Source organism: Nitratireductor aestuarii (genome assembly GCF_014641695.1).
GTDB lineage: Bacteria > Pseudomonadota > Alphaproteobacteria > Rhizobiales > Rhizobiaceae > Chelativorans > Chelativorans aestuarii.
The window spans coordinates 1-12,860 of record NZ_BMIF01000014.1; the positions used below are offsets into that span (position 1 = coordinate 1).

12 protein-coding genes are annotated in these 12,860 nt (G+C 61.8%); 8 read left to right on the forward strand and 4 right to left on the reverse strand.

Going from position 1 to position 12,860, the window contains the following annotated elements; translation table 11 throughout:
• Window positions 1-159: 159 nt before the first annotated feature.
• Genes IEX27_RS17740 through IEX27_RS17750 form a run of 3 tightly spaced genes read right to left on the reverse strand, consistent with a single transcriptional unit; the run spans window position 160 to window position 4,907 of the window.
• Entirely contained in the window at window positions 160-1,302 is a 1,143-nt protein-coding gene (locus IEX27_RS17740) for an osmoprotectant NAGGN system M42 family peptidase (RefSeq protein ID WP_308642629.1), read from the reverse strand.
• A gap of 13 nt (window positions 1,303-1,315) precedes the next feature.
• Window positions 1,316-3,127, reverse strand: coding sequence for an N-acetylglutaminylglutamine synthetase (ngg, locus tag IEX27_RS17745; protein WP_188722434.1), 1,812 nt, complete (start codon window positions 3,125-3,127; stop codon window positions 1,316-1,318).
• 4 nt (window positions 3,128-3,131) lie between these two features.
• Window positions 3,132-4,907: an N-acetylglutaminylglutamine amidotransferase gene (locus IEX27_RS17750; RefSeq protein WP_188722435.1), complete on the reverse strand. Its 1,776-nt coding sequence runs from the start codon at window positions 4,905-4,907 to the stop codon at window positions 3,132-3,134.
• Window positions 4,908-4,991: 84 nt separating this feature from the next.
• On the opposite strand from IEX27_RS17750, the gene IEX27_RS17755 reads away from it, so the two are divergent.
• The 8 genes from IEX27_RS17755 (at window position 4,992) to IEX27_RS17790 (ending at window position 12,366) form a co-directional block, all read left to right on the forward strand.
• Window positions 4,992-5,480: a MarR family winged helix-turn-helix transcriptional regulator gene (locus IEX27_RS17755; RefSeq protein ID WP_188722436.1), complete on the forward strand. Its 489-nt coding sequence runs from the start codon at window positions 4,992-4,994 to the stop codon at window positions 5,478-5,480.
• 48 nt (window positions 5,481-5,528) lie between these two features.
• Window positions 5,529-6,758: a mechanosensitive ion channel family protein gene (locus tag IEX27_RS17760; protein WP_210315560.1), complete on the forward strand. Its 1,230-nt coding sequence runs from the start codon at window positions 5,529-5,531 to the stop codon at window positions 6,756-6,758.
• Window positions 6,759-6,824: 66 nt separating this feature from the next.
• Window positions 6,825-7,559: a gluconate 2-dehydrogenase subunit 3 family protein gene (locus IEX27_RS17765; RefSeq protein WP_188722438.1), complete on the forward strand. Its 735-nt coding sequence runs from the start codon at window positions 6,825-6,827 to the stop codon at window positions 7,557-7,559.
• 31 nt (window positions 7,560-7,590) lie between these two features.
• The gene (locus IEX27_RS17770) at window positions 7,591-9,351 is read left to right on the forward strand and encodes a GMC family oxidoreductase (RefSeq protein WP_188722439.1); all 1,761 of its coding nucleotides are present in this window, start codon (window positions 7,591-7,593) and stop codon (window positions 9,349-9,351) included.
• An 8-nt stretch (window positions 9,352-9,359) separates the two neighbouring features.
• Window positions 9,360-10,565, forward strand: a complete 1,206-nt coding sequence (locus IEX27_RS17775; protein WP_188722440.1) for a c-type cytochrome — start codon at window positions 9,360-9,362, stop codon at window positions 10,563-10,565.
• Window positions 10,566-10,629: 64 nt separating this feature from the next.
• Window positions 10,630-11,139: a superoxide dismutase family protein gene (locus IEX27_RS17780; protein WP_373869897.1), complete on the forward strand. Its 510-nt coding sequence runs from the start codon at window positions 10,630-10,632 to the stop codon at window positions 11,137-11,139.
• A 13-nt stretch (window positions 11,140-11,152) separates the two neighbouring features.
• Window positions 11,153-11,872, forward strand: coding sequence for a cytochrome c oxidase assembly protein (locus tag IEX27_RS17785; RefSeq protein WP_188722441.1), 720 nt, complete (start codon window positions 11,153-11,155; stop codon window positions 11,870-11,872).
• Window positions 11,869-12,366, forward strand: a complete 498-nt coding sequence (locus IEX27_RS17790; RefSeq protein WP_244630436.1) for a CopD family protein — start codon at window positions 11,869-11,871, stop codon at window positions 12,364-12,366. The genes IEX27_RS17785 and IEX27_RS17790 overlap by 4 nt, the downstream gene beginning before the upstream one ends.
• Here the strand turns inward: IEX27_RS17790 and IEX27_RS17795 are convergent.
• On the reverse strand, window positions 12,344-12,844 hold the full coding sequence (locus tag IEX27_RS17795) for a DUF2231 domain-containing protein (protein WP_188722442.1): 501 nt from the start codon (window positions 12,842-12,844) through the stop codon (window positions 12,344-12,346). The genes IEX27_RS17790 and IEX27_RS17795 overlap by 23 nt on opposite strands.
• Between the last annotated feature and the right edge of the window lie 16 nt (window positions 12,845-12,860).

The following is a 12,860-nucleotide window of genomic DNA, read 5'->3' on the forward strand; positions in this document are numbered from 1 at the left end:
ACACATGGCCGGGGCGTGAGCCCGCGGGCTCCTTCTTCATCTTCTCTGCGTCAACGCCCGCAGCGACGCCTTCCCGCTCCAACGAAAAACCCGCCAAAAAAATCGGCGGGTTTGTCAGCGGTCTGAACGGCGGCAGAGATGCCGCCGTTTTCACAAGGGTCAACCTTCATTATCGGGGTCGAACGGCGGCTGTTCGGCTTCCTCCGTGGGCTGCGTGGTGAAGCCCTTGAGGCCTGAGATCTCCTGCGCGTCGCGCGGAATTTCAATTGGGCTCGCCACATAGGATGCGATCAGCTGGGCGCAGGAGGTAAGCGCGTGGCGATGGATGCGCTCATAGCCGTGTGACGCATCGATGCCAAAGGTCACGAGAGCAGTGCGGACGTCATGGCCCGCTTCGATGGCCGAGGCGGAATCGGACCGATAGTAGCGGAAAACATCGCGCTGGAACGGTATCTGTTTTTCCCGGCAGACCTCGATCAGCTTGCGGGTCAGATGCCAGTCGAATGGTCCGGACTGGTCGGCCATCGCGATGGTCACGCCAAACTCCGAGGAGTTCTGGCCGGGTGCGGACGTACCATTGTCCACCGTCACCATGGAGGCAACCTCCGGCAGCACCACGGAAGATGCGCCGACGCCTATCTCCTCGGCAATCGTGAACAGCCAATGGGTATCCACCGGTGTCGCGATTTCGTTTCGCTGGATCGCCTCCAGCGCTGCGAGCAGGATCGCCACCCCCGCCTTGTCGTCCAGATGCCTGGAGATCACAAAACCGTTTTCCAGAAACTCCGCCTGCGTATCGATAGCGACGATGTCGCCCACATCGATGCCCAGCGCCAGCGTTTCCTCGCGAGAACGCGTTACAGCATCGATGCGAAGCTCGACATAGGGCCAGCCTGTCGGCTGGGTGTCGACCTCCTCATTGAACGTATGGCCGGAAGCCTTGAGCGGCAAGATGGAGCCGCGGAAGGTACCTTGCTCGGAATAGATCGTCACCCGCGCGCCTTCCGCGAAGCGGGCGGACCAATGGCCGATCGGAACAAGCTCCAGCCGGCCATTTTCCTTTACGAGCTTCACCTGCGCGCCAAGTGTGTCGAGATGCGCCACGATGGCCCGCGCTGCCTTGCGCCGCCCACCCCGACGGATCGCCCGAATGGCGCCACGACGAGTGAGCTCGGGCTCAAGGCCGAGCCGCCTCAGTTCCAGCGTACAATGGCGAACGACCTCGTCTGTGTAGCCAGTGGGACTGTCGATGGCGAGCAGCGCCTCTAGCTGGGCAACGAGGTACCCATCGTCGATCTGCAATGGTCTCTCCCGTTCAAATCCGTCCCAGCGCTTGCGCAGCCGTGCTCGGTCCCGTCAGCGGGAAGAGCAGGTCGATGAAGCGCTCTGCGGTCGGCTGCGGCTCATGGTTTGCAAGCCCAGGACGCTCATTGGCTTCGATGAAAACATAGTCCGGCTCGCTCGGCGAACGCACCATGAAATCGATGCCGACGACGGGGATATCGATTGCCCGCGCCGCCTTGATCGCGGCTTCCACCAGACGATGATGCACGACGCCGGTGACGTCGTGGATCGAGCCGCCCGTGTGGAGGTTTGCAGCCTTGCGCACCACCGCCGTTTCGCCCTGTTTCAGGACGGAATCGTAGGTAAGGTCAAGGGCAGCAAGGCAGCGCTCGGTTTCCCCATCGAGAGGAATGCGGCTCTCACCACCCGTCGCGGCAGCACGCCGGCGTGATACAGCATTGATCAGATCACGCACGGTAGAATGGCCATCGCCAACGATGTAGGGCGGTCGGCGGACAGCCGCGGCTACCAGCTTAAAGTCGATCACCACAAGCCGCAGATCCTCGCCATCGAAGCAGGATTCCACCAGCACCCGATCACAGATCGTATGCGCATGGTCTATCGCCGCGCGGACTTCTTCCATAGTTGTTAGGCCGACGGCCACGCCAGAGCCCTGTTCGCCACGCGCCGGTTTCACCACCAGCTTTCCGTGCTTTTCCAAAAAGGCGGAAAGCTCGGCCTCGTCAACCTCACCGCGGATCTGTTCCGGCACCTTCAGCCCAGCAGCCTCGACCACCCGACGCGTTGCGGCCTTGTCATCGCAGATCGACATGGCGACGGCGGACGTCAATTCCGAAAGGCTTTCGCGGCAGCGCACCGATCGGCCGCCATGGGCGAGACGGAAGAAGCCACCCTCCGCATCCAGAATTTCAACCTGAATGCCGCGACGGCGCGCTTCCTCGACGATCAGCCGCGCATAGGGGTTGAGCGCATCGTATTCAGCGAGCGGGCTGGCATAAAGGCGCTCGTTTATCGTGTTCTTCCGCTTGACCGTGAACACCGGCACGCGACGGAACCCAAGCTTCTCATAGAGCGCGATTGCCTGCGCGTTGTCGTGCATGACCGAGAGGTCCATGCTCGCGGCGCCACGCGCCTTGTAATGCTCCGCCAGCTGGCGAACGAGCATTTCGCCGATGCCGGGATGGCGCGCCTGCGGATCGACCGCGAGGCACCAGAGCGACGATCCCGCCTCGGGATCGTTGAAGGCGCGGCGGTGATCGACGCCTGTCACCGTGCCAACAATCTCGCCGCTCTCTTCGTCCTCAGCCACCAGATAGGTGAGCGCGCGATTATCCCTGTTCGACCAGAAGAACTCCGGCGACACGGGCACCATGCCTCGGGACGAATAGATGCGGTTGACGCCGCGCGCATCGGCCTCCGACGATAGCCGGCGGATGAAATAGCCGCGCGTCTTGCGGCGGCCCGGACGATAGGTTGCGAGATCCAGCCGATAGGTATGCGACGGATCGAGGAAGATTTCCTGAGGCGCCTTTGCCAGCAGCACATGCGGGTCAGGCACATAGAAGGCAATGTCGCGCCGCTCCGGCCCTTCGCGTCGGATGGCATCCACAAGCGCGGTGGGAGACTCGTAGGTATGGGCGAACAGAAGCCTGCCCCATCCGCAATCGACGTAGGAATTTGGTTCACCCTGGGATGCCCCCGGCAGGGAGTCACTGTTGACGGCCACGGATGTTTCTGTGCGCAGCCGCCGCAGTCTTTGCGCAAGGGACCTGTCCGACCGGCTCCTCATATGGCGTTCGCTTGCTGAGATAGTCTTGGACATCGGTCTAAATCCCATGTGTCTGCAGCCAAAGTTCGAGCAGGCCGACCTGCCACAGCTCGGAACCGCGCAGTGGCGTGATGTGTTCGGTGGGGTTGGCGAAGAGCTCGTTCAGATAGCTCTCCTGGAAGATGCCGCGATCTCTGGCCGCCTGCGATGTAAGCGCGTCACGGATCATGTCCAGGTACGGTCCATCGACATATTTGAGCTGTGGAACGGGGAAATAGCCCTTCTTGCGGTCGATCACCTCGCTCGGCACGACCAGCCTCGCGGCTGCCTTGAGCACGCCCTTGCCGCCGTCCTTCAGCTTTTCCTCGGGAGGGATCTGCGCCGCGAGCTCGACCAACTCGTGGTCCAGGAACGGCACACGCGCCTCAAGGCCCCAGGCCATGGTCATGTTGTCAACGCGCTTCACCGGATCGTCCACCAGCATCACGTGGCTGTCGAGACGTAGCGCTGCATCGACAGGCGATGCGGCACCGGGGGCCAGCAGGCGCTCGACAACGAAGGCGCGGCTGACATCGTGGTCAGGCAGCCATTGCGGATTGATGTGCTCTTTCATGCGGGCATGGGAGCGATCAAAGAATACGCGGGCGTAATCGTCCACGACGTCCTCGGACTGCGCCAGCGGTGGATACCAGTGATAGCCGCCGAACACCTCGTCAGCCCCCTGCCCTGACTGCACCACCTTGATGTGTTTTGAGACCTCCTGCGAAAGCAGGTAGAAACCGACATTGTCGTAGGAGACCATCGGCTCCGACATCGCCGCAAAAGTTCCCGGCAATGCGTCCATCAGGCGATCGGACGGCACGAAGATCTTGTGGTGATCCGTGCCGTAGCGTTCTGCGATGAGATCCGAATAGACGAACTCGTCGCCCTTTTCGCCATTGGCTTCCTCGAAGCCGACAGAGAAGGTCATCAGCCCGTGCTGCCCTTCCTCGGCAAGCAAGCCCACGATGAGCGACGAGTCGACACCACCGGAAAGCAGCACACCGACCGGAACATCGGCGACCATGCGACGGCGCACGGCAATGCGCAGCTGCTCCAGCACCCGGTCGCGCCATTCGTCGGAGGAAAGGTTCGCCAGATCAGCATTCCGCTCGTAGCGCGGGTTCCAGAAGACCGTATCACGCTGACGGCCATCGGGTTCGATCACGCGGATCGTGGCGGGCGGCAGTTTCTTCACACCGTTGATGATCGTGCGAGGCGGCGGAACAACCGCGTGGAAACTCATGTAGTGATGCAGCGCCACCGGATCGATGGAGGTGTCGACGTTGCCGCTCTTCACCAGGGCGGGCAGCGAGGAGGCGAAGCGAAGCGTTCCGGGTGTTTCAGCGATATAGAGCGGCTTGATGCCGAAGCGGTCGCGGACCATCACGATCCGGCCGGTGTCGCGCTCCTGGATCACGAAGGCGAACATGCCGTGCAGGCGGTTCACACTCTCTTCGCCCCAGGCGTGCCAAGCCTTGAGGATGACCTCGGTGTCACCATGGGAAAAGAAGCTGTAGCCCTTTGCCTCAAGCTCGCTGCGCAATTCCGGATAGTTGTAGATGCAGCCGTTGAAGGCGATCGTGAGCCCCAGCGCGGCGTCCACCATCGGCTGCTGGGCCTTTTCGGAAAGGTCAATGATGCGCAGCCGCCTATGCCCGAAGGCCGCGCTGCCGTGAGAGACGATGCCGGCTCCATCAGGACCCCGGGGCGCAAGCGCGTCCATCATCATCGAAACTGCCGACAGGGAAGGCTCCCCGCCATCGAAACGTACTTCACCACAAATACCGCACATGAGCGGTTCTCACCTCCATCTTCGCATATTGACTCGTTGCATGAGGCTACCTAGTTAGGGTTCTAATCATTAGAAATCAAACAAATGACCCAAAAAGATCCGATACCGGTTCAGGCGCTCACTCCGGCCCAAACGCGCAACCTGCTGAAATCGATCCGTAGAATTGTACGCGCGAACGATCTTCAGTCGCGGGCGCTTGCCCGCTTGACCGGACTGACTGGACCTCAGCTCATCGTGCTGATGGCGGTGGCCGAGCTTGGCGAGGTCACGACGCGCGCGCTCGCCGATCATGTGGATCTGAGCGCACCGACCGTCGTCACCATCCTCGACAAGCTGGAACACCGCCACTTCATCGAACGCTACCGGGCGGGAACTGACCGGCGGATCGTCTACACACGCCTGACGCACAGCGGACAAGACGTGGTCGCCCACTCGCCCAGCATCCTCGGGCCCGAGTTCTCAGCCCGCTTTACGGCCCTGCCTGAGAAACGGCGGCAAGAACTGCTTGCCAGCCTCTCAGAAATTGCCGATCTCATGGATCGGGGACACCATTCCGACCGCCTCGCCGGGTAGACACCCACCGTCAAACGCCAGCTCTAAATCGTACAGGACATGACCGACATCCAAGACCTTGTCGAACAGTATCCCGCAGTCCAGACGGGGCTTGCCCTCATAGCGCTGGCACTTACGGCCCTGATCGCCAACTTCATCGTGAAGGCGCTGCTGCTGCGTGGCCTGAACAGGCTCCTATCATTGACAAGCTTCGGCCGGGACCCTGAAGTCAGCCGGCATCGGGTGATCGAGCGGCTGGCCAACGCGACGCCGGCGATCGTGATCTCAGCCGGGATCCTGCTCGTACCAGGATTACCGGCAGCGGCGGTGATCGTTATCCGTAATGTGGCCAACGCCTTCACCATCATCACGGTCGCCTTGGCAATGGGCGGCGCGCTGAACGTCCTTGATGCACTCTACCGGCGTCGACCCGAGGCCCGCCTGAAGCCCATCAAGGGCTATCTGCAGGTGGCGAAGATTGTCATCTACACGATCGCGGCCATACTGGTGATCGCGACGCTGATCGACCGCTCGCCCATCATCCTGCTCTCTGGTTTGGGTGCGATAACCGCGGTCCTCATCCTGGTTTTCCAGGACACGCTGCTGTCGCTGGTCGCCGGCATCCAGATCTCGTCGACCGACATGGTGCGGGTGGGCGACTGGATCACCGTTCCCGGCCAGGATGCCGATGGCGATGTCATCGAGATCGCGCTGCATACCGTTAAGGTTCAGAATTTCGACAAGACGGTCACCACGGTGCCGATCCGCAAGCTGGTCACCGATCCGTTCCGGAACTGGCGCGCGATGCAGGAATCCGGCGGACGACGCATCAAGCGCAGCCTGCTCATCGACCAGTCGAGCATCCGTTTCCTCACCCCTGACGAGCTTACGCGTCTCTCCTCCTTCGTCCTGCTGAAGGACTATCTCGGCAGGAAGGCGCAGGAGATAGCCGAATGGAACGCTGCACTTGGCGAAGCGGCCTCGGTGCCGGCGAATACGCGACGCGCCACCAACATCGGAACGTTCCGAATGTATGTGCAGTCATATCTGCGCGCGCATCCGAACGTGCATCAAGGCATGACCGTCATGGTCCGCCAGCTCGAGCCTGAACCGCAAGGCCTCCCGCTGGAGATCTACTGTTTCGCGAATACCGTCGTCTGGGTCGAGTTCGAGGCCATACAGGCAGACATCTTCGACCACCTGCTTGCAATCCTGCCGGAGTTCGGCCTCAGGGTGTTTCAGGAACCGAGCGGCGCGGATATGCGCGATTTCGCAAGGCTCATTCCTTTCGCCGGATAAACAAATTGTGATCCGGCGGAACTATGTTCCGTCACGGCCATTGCCGCTCCTGACACGGAGTAGCGCATGGCCGGATGGAAATTGTCCCGGAGGGGATTTCTCACCTCGACCCTGATCACCACCACAGCCCTCCTGGTGCCGGGGGCGTTCGCGCGAACGATCTCAGGCGAAGTGCCATGGCTTCCCGGCCGCGCCAATCTTCCACCTGCCTATCCGGACCTGCGCTTCTTCACGACTGCGGAACGCAGCTGCATCGACGCCATCATCGCACGGCTAATCCCCACCGACGAAACGGGAGCGGGCGCACGCGAGGCAGGAGTCACCGATTTCATCGACAGCCAGCTTGCCGGCTTCTACGGCAAGGGCGAGCGCTGGTACATGCAGGGGCCCTTTGCGGACGAGAAGCTCGACACGCAGGGTTATCAGTCGGAGCAGCCGCCAGCGCAGCTCTACCGCGATGCCATCGAGGCGCTCGACGCCCATTGCGAACAGACGCTTGGCTCCGTCTTCGCCAGACTGGAAGAAAACCAGCAGGACGAAATCCTGAAGAGACTTGAGGAAGGCGATCTCGAGCTCGACGGCGTGTCAGCCAAGGCCTTCTTCGACCTCGTTCTGGAAAATACCATCGAAGGTTTCTTCAGCGATCCGATCTATGGCGGCAACCGCGACATGGTCGGCTGGAAGCTCGTCGGCTTTCCGGGCGCCCGCTACGACTATCGCGACTATCTCGATCACAACGGAGAACCGGTCATCCTTGAACCCGTGGGACTGAAGGGACGTCCCGCTTGGACCCCCGCCTGACCCAATTCAGCAGGCAAGACGGAGGAAAACAATGGCGCGAAAACTGCCCCACGTGGATGTGGTTCTGGTCGGCTTCGGCTGGACCGCCGCCATCCTGGCACAGGAACTCACCGACGAGGGGCTGACGGTCCTTGCCATCGAGCGTGGTGCGTGGCGCGACACGCCGACGGACTTCCCGCCAACGGTCGCACCCGACGAGTTGCGCTGGTACTGGCGCAAGGAAATGTTCCAGAACAACGCGCGGGACACCATCACCTTCCGCAACAACCGCAGCCAGACCGCGTTGCCGATGCGCCGCTGGGGCTCGTTCCTGCCGGGCGAAGGCGTGGGCGGCGCGAGCGTCCACTGGAACGGCCAGACCTGGCGCTTTCTGCCAAGCGACTTCATCGCCGCGAGCCACAATCGCGAGCGGTATGGCGAGTTGCCGGAAGGCATGACGGTTCAGGATTTCGGCGTGACCTATGCCGAACTGGAACCTCATTTCGACCGGTTCGAAAAGCTTTGCGGTATCGGCGGCAAGGCCGGCAACCTGAACGGCCAGATCCAAGACGGCGGCAATCCCTTCGAAGGACCGCGAAGTTCCGAATATCCCAATCCGCCGATGCACATGACGTTTGCCCAGCACCAGTTTGCCAAGGCGACGGCAGAACTGGGCCTGAAGCCGTTCCCCGGCCCTTCGGCCAACATGTCCCGGCCCTACACCAATCCGCTTGGCTGCCAGCTCGGCCCCTGCTCTTATTGCGGCTTCTGCGAAAAATACGGCTGCGGCAACTACTCCAAGGCTTCCGTACAGACCACCATCCTGCCGGTCCTGATACAGAAGCCCAACTTTACGCTGAAGACGCACAACGAGGTGCTGCACGTGAACCTCGACAAGTCGCGGACGCGCGCGACGGGGGTGCGCCATGTCGACGTACAAGGCAACGAATACGATCAGCCTGCCGACCTCGTGATCCTCTGCGCCTACCAGACGAACAACACCCGGCTGATGATGCTGTCGGGGATCGGCGAGATCTACAATCCGGCGACCGGCCAGGGGCTGGTCGGCAAGAACTACTGCTACCAGATCATGTCGTCAGCGGACGTGTTCTTCGAGGACAAGTACACCAATGAGTTTGCCGGAGCCGGTGCGCTCGGCATGGTGGTGGACGAATATAACGGCGACAACTTCGACCACTCAGGCCTTGGTTTCATCGGCGGCGGCTATATCGCCAACTGGACGACCAATGCCCGCCCGATCGAGTCCCAACCGGTGCCGGAGGGCACACCCAGCTGGGGCTCCGCCTGGAAGAAGGCGATGGCAGAGAACTTCCTGAAGGCTACCAGCGTCGGCGCGCATGGCGCCTCCATGGCCTATGCCAACAATTATCTGGATCTCGATCCCACCTACAAGGATGCCTACGGGCGGCCGCTGATGCGGATGACCTATGACTTCACGCCCAATGACGTAGCGATGAGCGCCTTCCTGACGGAACGGATGAAGGAAATCGCCGAGCGCATGGGTGGCCGCGAGATCAAGCTCAACCTGCGCGACGGACCCTATGACTCGATGCCTTACCAGACGACCCACAATACAGGCGGCACCATCATGGGCACCAATCCGTCCAACAGCGTGGTCAACCGCTACCTTCAGAGCTGGGATGTGCCGAACCTCTTCGTGATGGGCGCGGGCGTGTTTCCGCAGAACGCCGGCTACAACCCGACGGGTACCGTCGCCGCTCTCACCTACTGGGCAGCGGCAGCAATCCGCAGCCAGTATCTCCGCAGTCCCGGACCGTTGGTGCAGGCATGAGGAGGACAGTGACAGCATTTGCGATGCTACTCCTCGGATCAGCGCCAGCGCCGCTTGCCGCACAGGAGAGCTCCTTCTCACAGGTCGAACGCGGGCGCTATGCAGTGGCCACGGGCAATTGCCAAGGGTGCCACACCATTCCGGGCGAAGTCCCGTTCTCGGGCGGGCGCGGGCTTGAAACGCCCTTCGGCACGATCTACGCGCCCAACATCACCTTCGACGAAGATACCGGTCTCGGCCTCTGGTCCAAGGACGAGTTCTATCGGGCCATGCACGAAGGCATCGCGCGCGATGGCTCCCGGCTCTATCCAGCCTTTCCCTATCCGCACTTCACCAAGATGCCGCGTGACGAGGTCGATGCCGTCTATGATTATCTGGCGAGCCTCCCTCGTGTGCGGAAGGAAAAGCCGGAGAACGATCTGCCCGTCCCGCTCAACTGGCGCTTTGCGCTGAGGTTCTGGAACTGGATGTTCTTCGAACCGGGCGAGTTCCAGCCCGACCCCACCAGATCTGCGGAATGGAACCGTGGCGCATATCTGGTGGAAGGGCCCGCCCATTGCGCCGGCTGCCACACCGAAAAGAACCTCGCGGGCGCGGACAAGGAAGCACAACATCTGAAGGGCGGCAACCTTGAGAACTGGGCCGCACCCAGTATCCGCGGCGGCACTCATGGGGGTCTCGAAAAGTGGAGCGAGGATGAAATCGTCGAATACCTGCGCGGCGGCCGCAACGCCCACACCGCCGCCTTCTCGACCATGGCAGAGGTGATCGAGCTCTCCACCCAGCATTTCACCGAGGCCGACCTGAAGGCCATCGCGGTCTATCTCAAGGATCTGGAGAGCGACGAGCGCGAAGAGCCCGAGGAGGCCGACGCGAGTGTGCTTGCAGCAGGCGAGGCGATCTATCTCGACAATTGCAATGCCTGCCATGTCTCGGACGGCTCCGGCGTTCCGCGTTTCTTCGCGCCGCTGGCCGGATCCGGCAAGGTGAACGACCCGGATCCAACGACTGTCGTCCGCGTCATCCTCCAGGGTGCGCGCTCCGTTCCGACCAAGGTGCACCCCTCCCCGCTCTCGATGCCGGCTTACGATTGGAAGCTTACCGATGAACAAATCGCGGCAGTGGCGACTTATGTCCGTGCGAGCTGGGGCAACCGGGGTTCTCCGGTCACGGCTGACGAGGTCGGCGAACTCCGCGAAGCCCTGAAGGAATGAGACACAAACTCAAGGGAGAAGCCATATGATGAAACGAAGCCTTACGGTACTCGCGGCAGCCTTGATGGCGAGCAGCGCTTATGCCCAGGACCAGGCTCAGCAGCAGGAACAAGCTGCGGCAGGTGACCCGGTCACGCACAAGGCGAGCTTTGTCGATGCTGAAGGCAAGTCCAACGGCAATGCCGAGCTGAGCGAGGTTGCTGCCGGCGGCGTGCTGATCAAGCTCGAGGTGACTGGCTTGCCTGCGGGGCAATGGGTGGCGTTCCACGTTCATGAAAACGGCGAATGCGATCACGAAAGCGGCCATGAGTCCGCAGGCGGGCACTTCAACCCGAGCTCCCACGAGCACGGCTTCCTTGTCGAAGAAGGCCCGCATGCAGGCGACATGCCGAACCAATATGTGGGCGAGGATGGCACCCTGCGTGCCGAGGTCTTCAACCCGATGGTTTCGCTGAGCGAAGAGGAAAACGGCATTCTCGGCCGCGCCTTGATGATCCATGCCGGACCGGACGACTACAAGAGCCAGCCATCGGGCGATGCGGGCGACAGGCTTGCCTGCGGCGTTATCGAATAGGCATTGAGGGGACATGAACGACGTCTACTGCGGCCCCGCGCCAGAGCCTGGAAACCTGTTTCAGTCGTGGAACCTTGACCTTCCCGCGCTAGTGCTCGCAGCGGGGCTGGCAGTGGCCTTTTTCGTTCTGCGGCCAAGCAGCAACCGCACTGCTTTCGGTGGCGGAATTATGCTGCTTCTCCTGCTGTTCATGTCTCCTCTTTGCGCGTTGACGGCAGCGCTGTTTTCAGCGCGTGCTGTTCACCACGTGCTGCTGGTTGCAGCCGTTGCGCCGCTTCTGGCGCTGGCCTTTCCGAGCCGATCCCGCCTTGTCAGCACCGGCACGATTGCGGGCATTCACGCGGTAATCTTCTGGTTCTGGCATGCGCCGCCCATTTATGACGTAGCGGTTAGCAATCCGTGGGCCTACTGGACTATGCAGCTGACGCTGCTCGGAAGTGCCGTCTGGCTTTGGCAGCGGGTGTTTGACCCGGCCGAGAAGGCTGGTTCGGTGCTGATGGCGCTGCTGGGAACGACGATCCAGATGGGGCTGCTCGGTGCCCTGCTCACCTTCGCGCCTAACGCCCTCTACGACATCCATTTCCTGACAACATTGCCCTTTGGTCTCACGCCGCTGCAGGACCAGCAACTTGCCGGGCTCATCATGTGGGTGCCGGCAGCACTCCCCTATCTTGCGGCTGCGTTGTGGCGGGCCTGGCCGCTTCTCGCCGACACCGTCCGAGGTGCCTCGTGATCTGGCTGAAGGCGATCCACATCACTGCCATCGCGCTCTGGAGCGCCGGGCTCATCTGTCTGCCCGGCCTCTATGTGCAGCGCGCGCATGTGTCGGGGGAAGCAGCCCTGAACCGCCTGCATGAACTGGTGCGGTTTCTCTATGTGAAGCTCATGTCGCCGGCAGCCTTCATTGCCATCGGATCAGGGACGGCGCTCATCTTCATGCGCCAGACCTTCGAACCGTGGTTCGGCATGAAACTGCTCTTCGTTGGCCTGATGGCGGTCCTGCATACGCTGACCGGGCTCGTGGTGCTGCGCCTCTTCGATGAGGGCGAAGTCTATCCGGTGTGGCGCTTCGTAGCGGTGACAATTGTAACGCTGGCGGTCGTTGCAGCGGTGCTGTTCCTCGTGCTCGCCCGGCCTGACATTCCGTTCCTGCTGCCGGCCTTCCTGGCAGAACCCGGCGGATTGCGTCGCTGGCTCTCCGACCTCATTCCTTTTCTGAGATCATGAGACCAACACCATGATCAAAAACGAGTTTTCCACCGTGCCAGCCAGCAAATCCGGTGAACACCGCCGCCAGCATGGAAATCAGCAGGCCGTTGGGCAGGATCAGGTTTTCGTCCGCCAGCCGGACGCCCCAGTTGAGGCCGCAGAGCGCGATCAGCATCATCGCGGCGACGGCATGGGTCCAGCTTGCGACCCGCGCGCGGATGCCGGGGACCAACAGAAGCTCGGCGGTGCCGATCAGCCCTGCCGCCACGCCGCCGATGAAGGCTGCACCCGATGCCCAGATGCCCGTTCGCACCCAAAACGGGTCGGCGCTCCACCAGAAGAAGACGTCGCTTCCGAGCGTCGCGATGACAAAGGCTATGGGAAAATGGACCGTCATTGCGTGGAGCGGATGACCCGCCACGGCCACGGTGGACGTGACATCCTGTTCCGCAATCTTTTGAAGGACAGGACTGCTGCTGTCACCCGTTTCACTCATTTCCGCTGCTCCCTTT